The organism is Burkholderia aenigmatica (assembly GCF_902499175.1).
Lineage (GTDB): Bacteria > Pseudomonadota > Gammaproteobacteria > Burkholderiales > Burkholderiaceae > Burkholderia > Burkholderia aenigmatica.
Genome location: NZ_CABVQC010000014.1, coordinates 1 through 17,568, shown reverse-complemented (window position 1 = coordinate 17,568; position 17,568 = coordinate 1). Strand labels below are relative to the sequence as shown.

19 protein-coding genes and 1 riboswitch are annotated in these 17,568 nt (G+C 69.7%); of the genes, 11 read left to right on the top strand and 8 right to left on the bottom strand.

All coding sequences use genetic code 11. The features are described 5' to 3' along the window. Positions 1-51 precede the first annotated feature (51 nt). The 4 genes from BDO18943_RS12440 (at position 52) to BDO18943_RS12425 (ending at position 2,281) form a co-directional block, all read left to right on the top strand. Positions 52-660: a vWA domain-containing protein gene (locus BDO18943_RS12440; protein ID WP_175022516.1), complete on the top strand. Its 609-nt coding sequence runs from the start codon at positions 52-54 to the stop codon at positions 658-660. 58 nt (positions 661-718) lie between these two features. After that, complete coding sequence (locus tag BDO18943_RS12435) at positions 719-1,171, top strand: YaiI/YqxD family protein (protein ID WP_175022515.1); 453 nt, start codon at positions 719-721, stop codon at positions 1,169-1,171. Positions 1,172-1,350: 179 nt separating this feature from the next. Continuing rightward, positions 1,351-1,923, top strand: coding sequence for a DUF1993 domain-containing protein (locus tag BDO18943_RS12430; RefSeq protein WP_175022514.1), 573 nt, complete (start codon positions 1,351-1,353; stop codon positions 1,921-1,923). 31 nt (positions 1,924-1,954) lie between these two features. After that, a complete protein-coding gene (locus BDO18943_RS12425) occupies positions 1,955-2,281 on the top strand; it encodes a low molecular weight protein tyrosine phosphatase family protein (protein ID WP_175022513.1) in 327 nt (108 codons plus the stop codon). 21 nt (positions 2,282-2,302) lie between these two features. Here BDO18943_RS12425 and BDO18943_RS12420 read toward each other — a convergent pair whose 3' ends face one another. Next, on the bottom strand, positions 2,303-2,725 hold the full coding sequence (locus BDO18943_RS12420) for an NUDIX hydrolase (protein ID WP_175022512.1): 423 nt from the start codon (positions 2,723-2,725) through the stop codon (positions 2,303-2,305). Positions 2,726-2,875: 150 nt separating this feature from the next. After that, on the bottom strand, positions 2,876-3,121 hold the full coding sequence (locus BDO18943_RS12415) for a hypothetical protein (protein ID WP_175022511.1): 246 nt from the start codon (positions 3,119-3,121) through the stop codon (positions 2,876-2,878). A gap of 276 nt (positions 3,122-3,397) precedes the next feature. On the opposite strand from BDO18943_RS12415, the gene BDO18943_RS12410 reads away from it, so the two are divergent. The 4 genes from BDO18943_RS12410 to BDO18943_RS12395 all read left to right on the top strand — a co-directional run bounded on the left by BDO18943_RS12410 (position 3,398) and on the right by BDO18943_RS12395 (position 8,091). Continuing rightward, entirely contained in the window at positions 3,398-4,564 is a 1,167-nt protein-coding gene (locus tag BDO18943_RS12410) for a CaiB/BaiF CoA transferase family protein (protein WP_175022510.1), read from the top strand. Positions 4,565-4,688: 124 nt separating this feature from the next. Next, a complete protein-coding gene (locus BDO18943_RS12405; RefSeq protein ID WP_069247950.1) occupies positions 4,689-5,990 on the top strand; it encodes a CitMHS family transporter in 1,302 nt (433 codons plus the stop codon). A 130-nt stretch (positions 5,991-6,120) separates the two neighbouring features. Then, positions 6,121-7,287: an acyl-CoA dehydrogenase family protein gene (locus BDO18943_RS12400; protein ID WP_175022509.1), complete on the top strand. Its 1,167-nt coding sequence runs from the start codon at positions 6,121-6,123 to the stop codon at positions 7,285-7,287. Between the two features lie 60 nt (positions 7,288-7,347). After that, complete coding sequence (locus BDO18943_RS12395; RefSeq protein WP_175022508.1) at positions 7,348-8,091, top strand: IclR family transcriptional regulator; 744 nt, start codon at positions 7,348-7,350, stop codon at positions 8,089-8,091. Between the two features lie 105 nt (positions 8,092-8,196). Here the strand turns inward: BDO18943_RS12395 and BDO18943_RS12390 are convergent, their stop codons facing one another. Together BDO18943_RS12390 and BDO18943_RS12385 are read right to left on the bottom strand one after the other, a co-directional pair. Next, positions 8,197-9,552, bottom strand: coding sequence for a chitinase (locus BDO18943_RS12390; RefSeq protein ID WP_175022507.1), 1,356 nt, complete (start codon positions 9,550-9,552; stop codon positions 8,197-8,199). 238 nt (positions 9,553-9,790) lie between these two features. Then, positions 9,791-10,693 carry a LysR family transcriptional regulator gene (locus tag BDO18943_RS12385; RefSeq protein ID WP_175022506.1) on the bottom strand — a complete coding sequence of 301 codons (903 nt, stop codon included), beginning with the start codon at positions 10,691-10,693 and terminating at the stop codon, positions 9,791-9,793. 94 nt (positions 10,694-10,787) lie between these two features. On the opposite strand from BDO18943_RS12385, the gene BDO18943_RS12380 reads away from it, so the two are divergent. After that, entirely contained in the window at positions 10,788-11,996 is a 1,209-nt protein-coding gene (locus tag BDO18943_RS12380; RefSeq protein WP_175022505.1) for an MFS transporter, read from the top strand. A gap of 6 nt (positions 11,997-12,002) precedes the next feature. Here BDO18943_RS12380 and cobJ read toward each other — a convergent pair whose 3' ends face one another. From cobJ to cobG, 4 genes are read right to left on the bottom strand one after another with little or no spacing between them, the layout of a single operon-like run. Beyond that, positions 12,003-13,718 (bottom strand): precorrin-3B C(17)-methyltransferase, encoded by a 1,716-nt coding sequence (cobJ, locus tag BDO18943_RS12375; protein ID WP_175022504.1) that lies wholly within the window; start codon positions 13,716-13,718, stop codon positions 12,003-12,005. Further along, positions 13,715-14,449, bottom strand: coding sequence for a precorrin-2 C(20)-methyltransferase (locus tag BDO18943_RS12370; protein WP_175022503.1), 735 nt, complete (start codon positions 14,447-14,449; stop codon positions 13,715-13,717). The genes cobJ and BDO18943_RS12370 overlap by 4 nt, the downstream gene beginning before the upstream one ends. Then, positions 14,446-15,072, bottom strand: a complete 627-nt coding sequence (locus BDO18943_RS12365) for a precorrin-8X methylmutase (RefSeq protein ID WP_175022502.1) — start codon at positions 15,070-15,072, stop codon at positions 14,446-14,448. Before BDO18943_RS12365 ends, BDO18943_RS12370 begins: the two co-directional genes overlap by 4 nt. Beyond that, on the bottom strand, positions 15,065-16,468 hold the full coding sequence (gene cobG / locus BDO18943_RS12360; RefSeq protein ID WP_235995964.1) for a precorrin-3B synthase: 1,404 nt from the start codon (positions 16,466-16,468) through the stop codon (positions 15,065-15,067). Before cobG ends, BDO18943_RS12365 begins: the two co-directional genes overlap by 8 nt. A 68-nt stretch (positions 16,469-16,536) precedes the next feature. Further along, positions 16,537-16,727, bottom strand: a riboswitch (cobalamin riboswitch). Positions 16,728-16,869: 142 nt separating this feature from the next. On the opposite strand from cobG, the gene BDO18943_RS12355 reads away from it, so the two are divergent. Further along, a complete protein-coding gene (locus BDO18943_RS12355) occupies positions 16,870-17,166 on the top strand; it encodes a hypothetical protein (RefSeq protein ID WP_175022500.1) in 297 nt (98 codons plus the stop codon). A gap of 130 nt (positions 17,167-17,296) precedes the next feature. Then, positions 17,297-17,568: SAM-dependent methyltransferase (locus BDO18943_RS12350; protein WP_321533532.1), on the top strand; the 272-nt coding region annotated here is incomplete at its 3' end.

Genomic DNA, 17,568 nt, shown 5'->3' with positions numbered 1-17,568 from the left:
GCTGCGAACACCGTTCGCGGTCCTCGATGGCAATCAGGCGCAGCCGCGCGCGTGCCGGGCACGGCACGTGCCGGCACCACCGTTGCATGGCCGGCAACGCTTGCCGCGAAACGCGGCGGCCCGCTGCATCGCGGCCATCTGCGCTTCCGGAAACGGGCCGGCACGCCGGACGCGCTGCATTGCTTCGTGCTCGATTGTTCGGCGTCGATGCTGTCGCACGAGCGGCTCGCACTGGCGAAGGGGCTGATCGTCGCGTATTTCGACCAGGCCGCGCGCGACCGTGTCGAAACCGCGCTGATCTGTTTCGGCGGCAATGGCGCCGCGCGCCGCTTCGGCCCGGCCGTGCCGCGCTGGTGGAATGCGCGCTGGCTCGAACCCGTCGAAGGTGGCGGCGGCACGCCGCTCGCGGACGGCATCGCGGCCGCCGCGCAATTGCTCGCGCACGCGGCGCGGCGCGAGCCCGGCAAGCAGCGCTGGCTGTGGGTGCTGTCCGACGGACGCACGCGCGAGATACCCGCGAAACCCGCGGCGGCCGATCACGTCGTGTTCGTCGACTTCGACGATGCGGCCGTGCGGATCGGGCAGGGCGCGCGGCTGGCCGCGGCCTGGGGCGCGCAGTGGGTGACGGCCGACGCGCTGTACACGGGCCGCGCCGGCTGATGGGCGGCCAGCGGTGCGTTATGATCGCCGCTTCTGCTGCTCTCTGGAAACACCCGCCATGCAAGTACTGGTCGATGCCGACGCGTGTCCGGCCGTCATCAAGGACATGCTGTTTCGCGCCGCGCGTCGTGCCGAAATCAGCGTGACGCTGGTCGCGAACCAGTTTCTGCGCACGCCGCCATCGCCGTTCATCAAGGCTGTGCAGGTGCCGGCCGGCTTCGACGTGGCCGATGCGCGCATCGTCGAGCTGGTGGAAGCGGGGGATCTCGTGATCACCGCCGACATCCCGCTGGCCGCCGCCGTGCTCGACAAGGGCGCGCATGCGCTCGACCCGCGCGGCAACTGGTTCAGCCGCGAGAACATCGAGGAACGCCTGTCGACGCGCGCGATGATGGATCAGTTGCGCAGCGCGGGCATCGACACGGGCGGGCCGGCGCCGTTCAGCGCGCGCGACGGCAAGGCGTTCGCCTCGCAGCTCGACCGGTTCCTCGCGCGACACGGCAAGCCCTGAGGGTGCGTTGCGCCAGCCGCGTACGGCGATCATCCTGCGTGGATGCGTGGACGAACACCTGCACGTACCATGCGCCACATCACCGGATCCGCATTTAATCGCGCTCATCGCGCAGGCCGGGATGCAGGTTCGCGCCGACACTGCTATCGTGGCGCAAACCACAACACAGGAGCGCACGCGTGTCACCGACTCAACTTCTCGTTCCGACCTTCACCCAGATGCTGCGCGCGCAGACCGCGTGGCTCGACAAGGCCGTCGCACACCGGCAGGCCGCGGGCGACGCGCCCGACGCGGCGATGTCGCTGAAGCTGGCGCCCGACATGTATCCGCTTGCCGCACAGGTGCGCTTCTCGTGCTTCCAGGCGATGGAGCCCGTCCACCGGCTGCGTGGCGAACCGTTGCCGGCTGCGCTGCTGGCCTTGCGCGAAGCGGGATGGAATGCCGATGCGCAGCCCGGCACGCTGGCCGACGCGCAGGCGATCATCGCCGGCACGCTCGCCTTTCTCGACGAACTCGCGCCGGATGCGCTCGATGGCGGTGCCTCGCTGCCGATCGCGCTCGAAATGCCGAACGGGATCGCGTTCGACATGACGGGCGAACAGTACGCGCGCGACTGGGCGCTGCCGCAGTTCTACTTCCACGCGATCGCCGCGTACGCGATCCTGCGCCACCACGGCGTCGAACTCGGCAAGGCCGACTACGTGCCGCACATGCTCGCGTACGTCCGGCCGGGCACGATTCCGCAGGGGTGAGCCGGCAGGCGCCGGGCACCGTCGAAACGACATGACGCGGGCACTTTTCATCTGCAGCCGCAACCGGCTGCGCAGCCCGACGGCCGAAGCGGTATTCGCCGCGTGGCCGGGTGTCGACACCGACTCGGCGGGCCTCGCGCCCGATGCGGACACGCGCGTGTCCGCCGAGCAGCTCGACTGGGCCGACGTCGTGTTCGTGATGGAGCGGGCGCACAAGGCGAGGCTGGCGGCGCAATTCGGCGCGCAGCTACGGCACAAGAAGATCGTGTGCCTCGACATTCCCGACCGTTACGTGTACATGCAGCCCGAACTCGTCACGTTGCTCGAGCGCAAGGCCGGCCCGTTCCTGCACGGGTGACCGGCACGGGCGAGGTGGACGTCAGCGCAGCCGGCCGTTCGCGATCGCCGAAAAACCGTCGAGCCGCAGCAACTCGATGATCTTGCGCGTCGGCACGCTTGCACGCAGCGTGTCGAGGCGGTCGACGGTGAACCACTTGCAGCGGGCGATCTCATTGCTCGCGCGCGGCGTCAGGTGCGCCGGCACGTCGGCCACGAACACGTGATGGAGCTTCGTCAGCCCGCCGAACTGCACCGCGTAATCGAGCGCGAGCCCCTCCAGCCGCGTTTCCTCGGCGAGCTCCCGCAGTGCCGCATCGAGCGGCGTCTCGCCACGCCGGATCGTGCCGCCCGGCAGCGACCAGCGCGACGCGGTGCGGGAGACCAGCAGCACGCTGCTGCGCTGACGGCACACGATCGTGGCGCGTTCCTTGATGACGGCGAGTGTGTCCGGCCCGGTACTCATGTTCGGCAAAACAGGTGCTGAATCGTGGAGAAAATGCGCGTCGGCGGCGCGTCATTCGGCAGCCGGCCGCGACGGCGTACAGGCAGCCGCAACGATGCTACCGGCGGTTCGTGACAGTTCCGTGCACGGCGTTGCAGGACCGCTGACGCATCACGCGTGCGTATAGATCCCGTTGCGCGTCGGCTTCACGTGGCTCGGATGGCGGCGCTTGTGAACGGCACGCCGATGGTGGGACGGCGGCGGCGTGACGTGCCGGCGCGCGGGCGCGGGCCGTGCGGTCGGCGCTGCGCCCGGCATCCCGGTCTGTCCTTCGCCGAAATGGAACGTCTGGGTTTGCGCATGTCCGACGCCCAGCGTCGACGCCAGCATGAAGGCCGCCAGCAGCATCCGTTTCATGAATAATCCGCCTTATTTTTTCGAGATGAAGGTTTTCCGCCAGCTTAGCGAAAGGCGGGGCGCTACCGCAACCGGCCCGTGTTCGGGGTCGCCCCCACTTGCGCGCGGCGGCGTCATCCGCCCGGACTCAGGGTGCCGCCGGGGTTGACAACATAATTCCTGAGTGGGAACATAAATTCACACACAAGAATTATTTGCCCAATCCGGAAGGTCGCGCCGCAGGCGCCGGGCCGCCGGAGCCGGCAGTCCGATCAACCGGAACCAGGAGCGGGACGCATGGCGGAACACGAGCAGCAGGGCGCGCTGGCGGGATTGCGCATCATCGATCTGTCGCGGGTGCTGGGCGGCCCGTATGCGACGCAGATCCTGGCCGACCACGGCGCGGAGGTGATCAAGGTCGAACCGCCGTCCGGCGACGAAACGCGCACGTGGGGCCCGCCGTTCGACGGCGATACCGCGTCGTACTTCCTCGGCGTGAACCGCAACAAGCTCGGCATTGCGCTCGACCTGACGCAGGCCGCCGACCGCGAGCGGCTGCTCGGCCTGCTCGAACATGCGGACGCCATCGTCGAGAACTTCAAGATCGGCACGATGGAGCGCTGGGGGCTCGGCTTCGACGCGCTGCACGCGCGCTTTCCGCGCCTCGTCCATTGCCGGGTATCGGGCTTCGGCGCGGACGGCCCGCTCGGCGGGCTGCCCGGCTACGACGCGGCCGTGCAGGCGCTCGCGGGGCTGATGAGCGTCAATGGCGAAGCCGGCGGCGCGCCGCTGCGGGTCGGCGTGCCGATCGTCGATCTCGTCACCGGGCTGAATGCGGCGCTCGGCGTGCTGATGGCGCTGCGCGAGCGCGACGCGAGCGGCTGCGGCCAGTTCGTCGAATCGACGCTGTTCGACTGCGCGCTGTCGATCCTGCATCCGCATACGCCGAACTTCTTCCATTCGGGGAATGCCCCCGTGCGCACTGGCAACGCGCATCCGAACATCACGCCGTACGACAGCTTTCCGACGGCGAGCGTCGACATCTTTCTGGCGGTGGGCAACAACGGGCAGTTCGCGGGGCTGTGCGCCGTGCTTGGCACGCGCGACTGGCTCGACGATCCGCGCTTCGCGGACAACCGCGCGCGCAGCGCGAATCGCGCCGCGCTGCGCACGCTGCTCGAGACGGCGCTGGCCGGACACGACGGCGCGGCACTCGCCGAGCAGCTGATGCGCCGCGGCGTGCCGTGCGCGCCGGTGCTCGGGCTCGATGCCGCGCTCGACCATCCGCATGTCGCGCATCGGGAGATGAAAGTCGAACTGGGCCGGCATCGCGGCATCGCGTCGCCGATCAAGCTCGGCCGTACGCCAGCCACGTACCGGCGGCCGCCGCCTGCGCTGAACGAGCACGCGGCGCAGGTGTTCGCCGACGCAGACAACCACGACCACGACACACACCGGGACTGACCGGCATCGCGGCCGCCGGCCGTGCCGCGCGCCCGACGGCGCCGCACGGCCAAGCGTACCGCACGCCCCTTCGAACCCCACGCCGGGCCCCGCACGGGCGCATCGGCTGAAGAGGAGACGCATCATGCTTGCATGGATCGGCGCGATCGCCATCGTCGCGCTGTTCGGCCTGATCATCACGAAGCGGCTGTCGCCGCTCGTTGCGCTGATCGTCGTGCCGGTGGCCGCGTCGCTCGCAGCCGGTTTCGGGCTTGCGACCGGCAAGTTCATCGTGCACGGCGTCCAGAACATCGGCCCGATCGCCGGGATGTTCGTTTTTGCGATTCTTTTTTTCGGAATCCTCACGGACGCCGGCATGCTCGACCCGATCATCGCGGGCGTGCTGCGCGTGATCGGCTGCCATCCGCCGCGGATCGTGATGGGCTCGGCGCTGCTCGCGCTGCTGATTCATCTCGACGGTTCGGGCGCCGTCACGTTTCTCGTCACGCTGCCCGCGATGATGCCGCTCTATACGCGGCTCGGGATGGATCGCCGCATCCTCGCGTGCGTCGCATCGATGGCGGCCGGCGTCAATTTCCTGCCGTGGGTCGGGCCGATGCTGCGCGCGTCGGCGGCGCTGCATATTCCCGGTTCCGCGATCTTCATGCCGATGATTCCGGTGCAGATCGTCGGGCTCGTGTTCGTGTTCGGCACCGCATACGTGCTCGGCGTGCGCGAGGCGAAGCGGCTCGGGCTCGATCGTGCCGGTGCGGCGTCGCTCGCGATCGCGCCGCGCGCACTGACCGATGCCGAGCGCGCATTGCGCCGGCCGGAACGCTTCCGGATCAATCTCGTGCTGACGCTCGTCGTGCTCGTCACGCTCGTGTCCGGCATCGTCGACCCGATGGTGATGTTCATGCTCGGCACGGTCGCCGCGCTCGTGATCAATTACCCGGACGTGCAGGCCCAGCGCGAGCGGATCGACGCGCATGCCAAGGCCGCGCTGATGATGGCGAGCGTGCTGCTCGCGGCCGGCGCGTTCACCGGCATCATGTCCGGCACCGGGATGCTGAAGGCGATGGCGGACGTGGTCGTCGCGCACGTGCCGGTCGAGCACGCGCGCCACATGCCGTTCGTGCTCGGGCTGCTGTCGATGCCGCTCAGCCTGCTGTTCGACCCCGATTCGTTCTACTTCGGCGTGCTGCCGGTGCTCGCGGAAAGCGCGAAGCTGCTGGGTGTGCCGCCGATCCAGATGGCACAGGCCGCGCTGCTCGGCCAGATGACGACGGGTTTCCCGGTGAGCCCGCTCACGCCCGCGACGTTCCTGATCGTCGGCCTGACCGGTGTCGAGCTCGCCGAGCACCAGAAATTCACGATTCCGTTCCTGTTTGCCGCCACGGTGCTGATGGTGTTCGCCGCCGTGATCGTCGGGGTATTTCCGTTGTGAGCGGCCCAGGCCTGCCGCTTCGTGCCGGCGCGCCCCGCGAGGGGACGTCGGTCGGCGCGGAAACCCTGGCGCCGCCTGGCGTTTCCTTGAGAGCGGCGCGGCCGCTCCGCTTTTTCCGGGAGAGCATTCCATGCAGTTTGACCTGACCGATGACCAGCGCGCGATCGAAAGCGCGATCGAGAAAATCTGCGCGCGCTTCGGCGACGACTACTGGCTCGAACGCGATCGCGCGGGCGGGTTTCCGGCCGATTTCCACGCGGCGCTCGCCGAGGCCGGCTGGCTCGGCATCGCGATGGATCCGGCTTACGGCGGCGCCGGGCTCGGGATGACCGAGGCCGCGCTGATGATGCGCACGATCAGCGCATCGGGTGCCGGCCTGTCCGGTGCGTCGGCCGTCCACATGAACATCTTCGGGCTGAATCCGGTGCAGGTATTCGGCAACGACGCGCAGAAGGCGCGCTTCCTGCCGCCGCTGATCGCCGGGCGCGACAAGGCGTGCTTCGCGGTGACGGAACCCGACGCGGGGCTCGACACCACGCACCTGACCACGCAGGCACGCCGCGACGGTGACCACTACGTGCTGAGCGGGCGCAAGATCTGGATCTCGACCGCGCAGGTCGCGAACAAGATGCTGATCATCGCGCGCACGACGCCGCTCGACCAGGTCGCGAAGCCGACCGACGGGCTGAGCCTGTTCTATACGGATCTCGACCGGTCGCGCGTCGAGGTGCGCGAGATCGAGAAGATGGGCCGCAAGGCGGTCGATTCGAACATGCTGTTCATCGACAACCTGCGCGTGCCGGAAGGCGACCTGATCGGCCACGAAGGCGACGGCTTCCGCTATTTGCTGCACGGGCTGAATCCCGAGCGGATCCTGATCGCCGCGGAGGCGATCGGGATCGGGCAGGCCGCGCTGCGCCGCGCGACGCAGTACGCGTGCGAGCGCGTTGTGTTCGGCCGGCCGATCGGGCAGAACCAGTCGATCCAGCATCCGCTCGCGCTGGCGTGGATGCAGCTCGAGGCCTCGTGGCTGATGGTGATGAAGGCCGCGACGCGCTACGACGCGGGGCAGTCGTGCGGCGCGGAAGCGAACGCCGCGAAATACCTCGGCGCGGAAGCCGCGTTCCACGCATGTCAGACGGCGGTCGCGACGCACGGCGGGATGGGCTACGCGAAGGAATACCATGTCGAGCGCTACCTGCGCGAGTGTATGATTCCGAGGCTCGCGCCCGTGAGCCCGCAACTGATCCTGTGCTACATCGCGGAGAAGGTGCTCGGGCTGCCGAAGTCGTACTGACCGGTCCGACCCGGCGGCCGGCCCGGTGCGCGGTTTCCCGTTCCGAATCAAGCGCTCGTCATGGACGTCAAACTCGTTGCCCGCACGCTCGACCTGTTCGAGCTGTTCGCCGCCGAACGGCGGCCGCTGCCGCTCACCGAACTCGCGCGCCTGCTCAATGTGCCGGCGTCGAGCTGCCTCGCGATGGCGCGCACGCTCGTGAGCCGCGGCTACCTGTACGAAGTGCGCAAGCGCGGCGGCTACTACCCGACGCGCCGCCTGCAGACGATCGCCGCCGCGATCGACGCGACGGATCCGGTCGTCGACATCGTCCATCCGCATCTGGTCGCGCTGCGCGACGCGAGCCGCGAGACGGCCGTGCTCGGCAAGATCCAGGGCGTGTCGGTCACGTACCTCGACGTCGTCGAATCGGAGCAGGCGATCCGCTATACGCGTGCGCCGGGCGAGCTGCGCCCGCTGCATGCGAACTCGATCGGCAAGGCGATTTTCGCGGAACTGGCCGGCGACGCGCAGCAGGCGCTCGGCGCGCAGTTGCCGTTCGAGCGCTTCACTGATTCGACCGTGGCAGACCTGCCCACGCTCGTCGCGCAAACCGCCGGGTTTCGCGAACTCGGCTGGGCCGAGAACTTCGGCGAGAGCGCGCCCGAGCTGTCGGCGATCGCGGTCGCGCTGACGCTCGACGGCGACTGGTACGGGTTGTCGGTGGTCGGGCCGACCGAGCGGATCCGCCAGCATCGCGATACGCATGCGGCGCTGCTCGTCGATGCGAAGGCCAGGCTGCTGGCCGAACACGCGCGCGACTGACGGCGGGCAGGGCGCGCCGGCCTGCGAGCCGTCCGCTGGCGATCCGGTTGCGATCGTCGTGAACGGCCCCTGACGCGCTGGCCTAGCGACGGCCGCTACGCGGCATCACGACTTCACCCACACACCGCCCGCACTCGGGTTGTCGCCTTGCGTCCACCATTTCGCGCAGTATTTCGCGCCCTGGTACATCACGCAGGTGCCGCCTGAATACGCGGTGGTCGCCGACCACGTGGCGGTGCCGCCTCCGACCGCCTTCCACACCGCAGCCTGACCGGGCACGTCGCCCTGCGTCCACCATTGCGCCTGATACGTGGTGCCCTGGTAGGTGACCGTCGCGCCGGCCGTATAGACCTGGCCGGCCGCCCAGGGTGCGCCCGGCTGCGGCGTGCCGCCGTTTGAGCCGCCGCCGTAGTTCGGATCCTGCGTGACGCCCGTGCCCCACTTGCCGTCGAGCTGCTTGAAGATCGTCGCGAACGCGTACGGCTGCTGCGCGACGCCCGAGCAGGTCGGCGACGCATAGGTGCCGCCGGACGGGCACGCCTGATCGCGGCCGACCGACCAGTTGCCGAAGAAGCCGTAGCCGTTGGCGACCGCCGCGTTCAGCACGCTCTGCGCATTCGCGAGCGTGAAGGTTTCGCCCTGCACGTCGTTCACGCCGATCATCGGCGTGACGCCGACCATCTGCCAGAGCTGGGCATTGGTCTTCGGCTGGCCGGCCGACTTGAAGGCCGTATCGAGTTGCGAATAGAGCGCCTGCGCGGCGCTGATCGCGGCCGCGCCCATGTCGAGATTCGCGGGGCCGTAGTCCATCGCCATCACGTTCACCGCATCGAACACGGTCTGGTTCGAAATCGCCGCATTGACGATGTTCAGGCCGTCCTGCGTAAGCCCGGTCGGCATCGTCGGCAGCGTCAGCGTCACGTGCAGCGGCTTGCCTTTCGCCGCATAGCTCGCCTGCAATTGCGTGACCGCCTGGAAGTTGCGCGCGACTGCGGCCGTGTCGAGTTGCGACACGCCTTCGATGTCGAAGTCGATGTGCGTAAGGCCGTACGTGTCGATCACGGTCTGGTACGCGCTTGCCAGCGCGGGGACCGTCGAGCACGCCTGCATCAGCGGGGTGCCGTTCGCGCCGCCGAACGACACGGCGACTTCGCCGCCTTTCGCGCGATAGCTCGCGATCGACGTCGACAGCGCGGTCAGCAGGCCGCCGCTCGCGCCATTGCCAATCGGTTGCACGCCGCCCCATGACGGCATACAGCCGCTGCCCGCGACCACGAACGCGAGCGTGAATTGCTGGATGCCTTGCCGGACGCCGATCTGGTCGACGAGCGGCGTCGGATAGAGCGTCACGTCGACATAGGGCGCATAGACGCCGGCGCCCTGGGACACGCTCGCGACGGCGAGCAGGCAACCCGCGGCAAGCGCGCGCGGAATGAAACACGGCAACACATTGTTGTGCATGGTGCTCTCCAAGTGGAAGAGAGATACGCTGGCCCGCGTATCGCCGCCCGGCAGGCAACCGGGTGTGCCGGCCCGACGGCGTGCTCATCTTGGAGGATTCGCGCCCGATAGGGAATAGTCAGGAGTTCTTTTTGTTATTTGATTCCCGGTACGTAACGATCTTGCCGATTCGACACCGTTGCGCAACGCCGGGCGAGCGATTTTTCCACCTCGTGCCGATGTACGGCGCGCGCGCCGGTCAGGCCGACGCAGGCGGTTCGAGTGACCGGGCGAGGGCGACGAAACGTTCGATGCATGCGGATGCAAACGGCTCGCGCCACGACACGATCAGTTCGACCCGGCGCGTGTCGTTCAGCGGTACGTAGGTGACGCCCGGGCGTTGCAGCGTCGCGGTGAAACCCGGCACGATCGCGATGCCGCGCTCGGCGGCCACCAGCGACACGAGCGTCGTGATCTGCGATGCGGTCGGCCCGATGCGCGGCGCGAAACCGGCCTGCGCGCACAGATCGTCGAGCGCCGTCGTCAGCGCGGAGCCGAAGCCGGGCGGGAAGGTCACGAAGGTTTCGCCGGCGAGCGCGGCAAAGTCGACGTGCGTGCGTTCCGAAAGCGGATTGCCGGCCGGCACGGCCGCGACGAGCGGTTCGCGGGCGACGACGAACGACGGCACCGCTGCACCGGGCGCACGCGCCCACGACCAGCCGAACCCGACGTCCATCGCGCCGTCCGCGATCTGCTGGCGCTGACTGGCGGTCGACGCTTCGCGGAAGGCGAGCTCGACGTCCGGCATCGTGCGGCTCGCCTGACGGACGATGTCCGGGAACGTGTCGGACATCGGAATCGAGCTCGCGTAGCCGATCACGATGCGCCCGGCGATGCCCTGCGGCAGCTTGCGCGCGCTCGCCTCGGCCTCGGCAGCCGCGCTGACCACGTTGCGTGCATGCTCGAGGAATCGCTCGCCGTCGGGCGTCAGCCGCACCGCACGGGTCGAGCGCTCGAACAGCCGCACGCCGAGTTCGCTTTCCAGCGCGGCGATGTGGCGGGTCAGCGGCGGCTGCGCGACGCGCAGGCGTAGCGCGGCACGCCCGAAATGCAGTTCGTCGGCAACGACCACGAAATAGCGAAGGCGGCGCAGGTCGAGCATTGTTGTCGTTCCGGTATCAATCGCGATGAAAACGGTATTGGCGTGCATGCGGCGCGCTTGTCAGACTGTCGGCATCGACGACCAGGCCGCTCCGATGAACGACAGGACCACGCGCATCGCGTTCTTTCTCTGCGGCTTTGCCGCGTTTCTCAATCTGTATTCGACACAGGGCATCCTGCACGAACTCGCGGCCACCTTCGGCGTGAGCGCCGAGCGTGCAGGGCAGGGCGTGAGCGCCACCACGACGGCCGTCGCCATTATCGCGCCGTTCGTCGGCGTGCTGGCCGCACGCATCGAGCGACGCATCGCGATCTCGCTGGCGGCCGTGGCGGTCGCGCTGCCGGTCGTGTGGTCCGCGCATGCGGGCAGTTTCGCGTCGTTTCTCGGCGCGCGCTTCGCGGCCGGCCTGGTCATGCCGTTCGTCTTCGCGCTGTCGATCGCCTATATCGCCGAGCGCTTCGATCGCGGCACGTCGGCCGAGATCAGTGCGCTGTTCGTTGCCGGCACGACGCTCGGCGGGTTCGCCGGCCGCTTCGCGACCAACCTGATGACGTCGATCTGGGGCTGGCGGCATGCGCTCGACGTCGTCGCGGCGCTGTGTCTCGTCACGGGCATCGCGATCTACGCGAGCCTGCCGGCGTCCGGTGCGATCGCGCGGCGCGCCGAGCACGAAGCGGATGCCGGTGCGGGGCCGTCTTGGCGCATCGTCACGCGCGGCCCGCTGCTCGCGTCGTTCGCGATCGGCGCGTGTGTACTCGCGTCGCAGGTCGCGACGTTCACGTTCGTCGGCCTGCGCCTTGCGCGCGCGCCGTTCGGCTTCGGTACGGTCGGGATCGGCGCGATCTATGCGGTGTTTCTGGTGGCGGTGGTCGTGACCCCGCTGGCTGGGCGCCTCGCGCGGCATCGCGGCCCGCGCGCGCCGGGGCTTGCCGCGGCCGCGCTCGCGATCGGCGGGGCGTTGCTGACGCTGTCCGACACCGTGCCGGTGATCCTGGCGGGCCTCGCGCTCAGCTCGACCGCCGTGTTCGTCGAACAGGCGTCGGCCAACACGTTCATCTCGCAGGCGGCGTCGAGCGCGCGCTCGACAGCGATCGGCATCTACCTGTCCTGCTATTACTTCGGCGGCAGCCTCGGCTCGATCCTGCCGGTGCCCGGCTGGCATCGGTGGGGATGGGCCGGCTGCGTCGCGTTCGTGGTCGCGGCACAGGCCATCGTCGGTGTGCTCGTGTACCGGTTCTGGCGAGCGGGTGGCGCGGCCGGCATCGCGGATGCCGGCACGCGCAGCGTCACGCCGACGCGCTGACCGGGTTCAGCGATACCAGCGCGGCGTATAGACCCATTCGCGTGCGTTGCCGATCGCAAAGCGGCGCGTCGTCGACGAGCCGACGATCACCATCGTGCGCATGTCGACCTGGTCGCTGCGCAGCGCGCCGAGCGTCGTCGTCGTGAGCGTCGCACCCGGCCGGCCGATGTCGCGGCCGAGCACGACCACCGTATCGGCCGTGCGGTGCGCGCGCACGACATCGAGCGCGCGATCGAGCTGCCACGGCCGCGCACGCGAGATCGGGTTGTAGAACGCCATCACGAGATCGGCCTGCGCCGCATGCCGCAGCCGCGTCTCGATCACGTCCCACGGCTTCAGGTTGTCCGACAGCGAAATCGCGCAGAAATCGTGGCCGAGCGGCGCGCCAGCCTGCGCGGCCGTCGCGAGCGACGCCGAGATGCCGGGCTCCACGCGCAGGTCGACCGCCGCCCAGTGCGGATCGCGCGCTTCGTCGAGCGCTTCGAGCACGGCCGCGGCCATCGCGAACACACCCGGATCGCCCGACGACACCACGGCGACACGCCGGCCCTCCGCCGCGAGTTCGAACGCATGGCGCGCGCGCTGCATCTCCTCGCGATTGTCGGTGCCGTGCACGCGCTGGTCGTCGCGGAACGGGCCGGCCATGTTCACGTAGGTCGTGTAGCCGAGGATGTCGGTCGCTTCCGCGAGCGCGGCGCGCGCGGCCGGCGTGAGCCACGCGGCGCCGCCCGGGCCGAGCCCGAGCACCGTCAGGCGGCCGCGCGCGCGGCCGAGCGTGGCGGGATCGACCGGATGCGACGCGATCGCGCATGCGATGCCGTTCGTCGTCGCGCGCAGCGTGTGCACGACGCGCAACGCGCGGCCGAGCAGTGCGGCCGCATCGGTTGTCGCGCCGCCGTCACCGTCGGTATCGACAAAGCGCAGCGGTACGTCGAGCGTTTGCGCCGCTTCTTCCAGCCCGCCATCACCGATTGCCGATGCGGGCGCGACGATGGCCGCGAGCGCCAGCCGCGCGAGACCGTGCGCTTCGAGTGCGGCGTCGATGCGCGCGGCGAGCGCTTCATCGCCGTGGATAGCCGGTGCATCGACACCGACCACCACGCTGCGCGGATGAATCACGAGTTCGTCGCGTGTGCCGGGCCATGCATCGGGTGTCACGCGGATCGCATGCGCGGCCGCGTCGTCGCGCGGCAGCGCGACATCGTCGAGCCACGGCGCCGCGCCATCGATGCGCGTCGACGCACCCGCGAGCAGATCGGACACGAAGCGCTTGCCCTGGGCGAGATCGGCGAGCGCATAGCCTTCCGGCGGATTGAGCACGCACGCGCCGAAGCGCAGTTCGCCGCTCGTCGTGATCGCCGGCGCGACGCCGACGCATGCGGCGATTTCGCGCGCGATCACGTTGACGCCCGTCAGCCCGCCGAGCAGCGGCACGACCGCCGAACCGTCTTCCGCCACCGCGAGCACGGGCGGCTCGACGCCCTTGTCGGCCAGCGCGGGGGCGAGGCAGCGGATCACGATGCCGGCTGCGCACAGCGCGACGATCGGCAGGCCGCGGGCATAGAGTTCGCGCAAGTGCGCACCGAGATCGTCGAACGGCACGTCGGCCGCGACGCGCGACGCGAGGCCATGTACGAGCGCACCCGGATAGCGCGCCTGGATGCGCCGCGCGGTATCGAGCGCGCCCGCGCCGAGAATCACGATCGCGGGCGGCGTCGTCATCCTTGCCATTTTTCCCCCGGTACGACGAGCAGCGAGAAATACGGCGACGCCATCGGATCGACTTCATCGAGCGGCACGATGCGCTGGCTCGCCATCGTCGCGCGCTCGACATACAGCGCGCGCTTCGCGAGCCCCAGCTCGTCGAGCACGCGCCGCACCTTGTCGAAATTGCGGCCGAGCTTCATCACGACGGCCGCGTCGGCCCGCGCAAGCCGCTCGCGCAGTTCGTGCTCGGGCAGCACGCCCGACAGCACCGACAGGCTCTGGTTTCGATAGACGAGCGGCTGGCCGAGCACGGCGGTGCCGCCGAGCATCGCGCATACGCCGGGGATTACCTCGGTGTCGTAGCGCGGCGCGAGGCGGTCGTGCAGGTACATGTACGAACCGTAGAAGAACGGGTCGCCTTCGCAGATCACCGCGACGTCGCGGCCCGCGTCGAGGTGCGCGGCAACGATTTCGGCGGCCGTATCGTAGAAGTCGGCGATCACCGTCTCGTAGCACAGCGGCGGCGGCAGTGCCTCGGTCGTCACCGGATAGACGAGCGGCAGTTGCGTCTGCCCGTCCTGCAGGTGTGCTTCGACGATGCCGTATGCATTGCCTTTCTTGCCCTTCGCGACGAAATACGCGACCACCGGCGCGGCCTGCAGCACGCGCAGCGCCTTGATCGTCATTAGTTCAGGATCGCCGGGGCCGACGCCGACCCCGAACAGGCGTCCGCGTGCGCGCTTCATTCGACCTCCGTCGCGAGCGCGTTGACTGCGGCAGCCGCCATCGCGCTGCCGCCGCGCCGGCCGAGCAGCGCGACGTACGGCACGCCGCGGCTGTCGGCATCGAGCAGCGCCTTCGATTCGGCCGCACCGATGAAGCCGACCGGGAAACCGAGGATCAGCGCGGGGCGCGGCGCGCCGGCGTCGATCATGTCGAGCAGGTGGAACAGCGCGGTCGGCGCATTGCCGATCACGACGACGCTGCCCGCGAGATGCGGACGCCACAGTTCGAGTGCGGCAGCCGAACGCGTGTTGCCGAGATGCCGCGCGAGATCGGGCACCTCCGGCTCGCCGAGCGTGCAGATCACGCGATTGTCGGCCGGCAGCCGCGCGCGCGTGATGCCTTCGGCGACCATCCTCGCGTCGCACAGGATCGGCGCGCCGGCGGCAAGGGCCGCGCGGCCCGACGTGCCGGCGCCGGCCGAGAAGCGCAGGTCGTAGACGACGTCGACCATCCCGCACGCATGAATCACGCGCACCGCGAGTTTCTCGAGGTCGGGCGGAACCTGCGACAGGTCGGCCTCGGCGCGGATCGTCGCGAACGACTGGCGGTAGATTTCCTGCCCGTCGCGAATGTAGTCAAGCATCGGTGGTGTCCTGGCTGTGCCGCGCGCCCGTCAGTCGGGCCGCGGCCTGGTCAATCGTCAGATGGCGCGCGAGTGGGGCACCGAGGCCCGCAGCGGCGTCGCGCCGGTAAAGGTCGTAGTGCGCGGGCGCAACCGCGACGAGCGTGTGCGTCGCGGGATGCGGCAGTGCGCAGTGGCGTTCGCAGCCGGTCAGGTGCACGTCGACCGCGTGGCCGATGCGCGCGGCGAGCACGAGCGCGTCGTGTTTGGTGTCGGCGCGCGCTTTCGCGCAGCCCGCGCTGCCGGTGCACGCGACGAGCGTCGCGAGCGGATCGGACGGCGTGCAGACGAGGCCGAGCGACGCAAGCGCATCGAGCGAGGCCGGCGCGCGCTCGCGCGATACGCCGTGCATGAACACGCCTTGCCAGGGCGTCATCGACAGCGTGCCGTCGCCGTCGGTTTCGGCCAGCGTGGCGAGCCGTTCCAGTTGGGTTGCATCGAGCCGGCCGAGCGCGAATTGCGCGCCGATGTTGCAGCGCGCCGCATCGAGCGACGGGCGTACGCCGAAACGCAGCGCCTCGTCGGTGTGCGAGCGGCGCCAGCCGGCGAGCGCCGGATCGGCCGCGAGCGGGAAGGGCGCATAGCGCTGCGCGCGTTCGAGCATCGCGCGTTCACCGCATGTTGCAAGCAGGGCGCGCATCCGCGTGACGTCGGCCGGCGCAAGATCGAGGAACGCGAGCAGCAGCGCGCGCACCAGCGCGACACCTTGATCGGGCGCTACATCGACCGAAGCGGGTGGATCGCCATGTGCGACCGGCGGGCAGCCGGCCAGCCCGGCTGCGAGGCGCACTGCGCCGTCGCCGCGACGCCATGCGGCCAGCCAGATGTCGTGCGGATGATCGAGCGCCGCCACCGATTCGCCGCCGTCGAGCTGGATCGAGAATTTCGGCGACAGTTCGCCGCGACGTGGCTCGCGCGCCAGCATGTCGAAGAGTGGCGCGGCGAGCGTGCGGCTGTCGATGAGCGCGGCGGGGTCGTGGCCGGCGAGCGGGCTGAGCATCAGGTTGCGGACGTCGTCGCTCGTGGCGAGCGCGACCGCATCGGCGGCGGCGTCTGCGGTTGCATCGACGGACGGGCCGAGACCCGCGTCGAGCAACGCGCGCGTCAGCGCGTCGGCCGCACCGTCGCGAATGCCGCGTAGCTGGAGATTCGCGCGATTGGTCGCGTCGATCGTGCCGGAGCCGAAGGCACGCGCGGCGGCGGCGATCGCACGCGCCTGGCGCGCATCGAGCCGGCCGCCCGGCAGCTTGATCCGGCACAGCCCGCCGTCGGCGGCCGCGACCACGCGCACGAGCCCCGGGCAGGCGGACGGGCGCGCGACGGGCGACGCAGGAATCGAAACGGGGGCGGAACTCAACGGGGTACCGGGACAGTGTCGCGCCGCGGCCAACGCATCGGTACACCCCGCCCGACGCCGACTGGCACGCACGCACTTTCAGGCCGGCAGGTCTCCTGGCTGACAGGTCCGCGCCGGCTCCCTGCCTTCCCGGTGGAACCAGTGGCATGAGGGGGAGATCGGCTCGCTGTCTACAGTTGCGGGGGCAGCCACAGCGGCGCGTGGCGCGCCCTGTGTTCCCTCTTCGGCCCCGAAGGGCACCGGCGAACGAACGGCCGTAGGATACCCGATTTTCACGACGATCCGGCATCGGGAATTCGCCGCGCAACCGCGTCGCAGCACGGCCGCAGCCGGGTTTGCACTGTCTCGCAAATGGTACGATTGGCAGCTCGACATCAGATCGGCGACTGCCGGCATTCGCGATGAAACTCGCCAGGACGGAGCTGTTCGGCATGGGCATTGCACTGGGCTTGCTGGCCATCCCGGCATGGATGCTGCTCGAGGGCATGCTGATCCCGCTTGCACCGTTGGCCGAGTGGCCGAAGAATGTCGCGCTCGCCGGTCTCGGCATGCCGATCGTGGCGGGCGGAACGTTCCTGTACCGGAAAACCGATGCACGCTCGCTCATGTGGCTGCTGCTCGGCTGGCTGCTGATCGCGTCGATCGGCGGCATGATTCTGGCCTTGCTGACGTTTGTCGTCGGCGTGCCGCTCGGCTGACGTCGTAGTTGTAGCCGCATCGCACCGGCTGGCGGGCGATGCGCACCGCACATGAACGGATCAACGCGCGGCGGCCCGGCAGCCGCGCATTGCAACAAACGGTAGGAAATCGAACGATGGGGAAGGGTGCATGACGGCGTGGCTGACGGTAGTGGGCATCGGCGACGACGGTTACGCGGGGCTCGGACGCAGCGCGCGCCGCGCGCTGCTCGACGCGACGCTCGTCGTCGGCGCGAAGCGGCATCTCGACATGCTGCCCGCGCGGCTGCCGGCCGCGCGTGAAGCGTGGCCGTCGCCATTCGATCTCGCGGGCGTGCTCGCGCGGCGCGCGTCGCCGGTCTGCGTGCTCGCCAGCGGCGACCCGATGCTGTTCGGCGTCGGCGCCACGCTCGCGCGCACGCT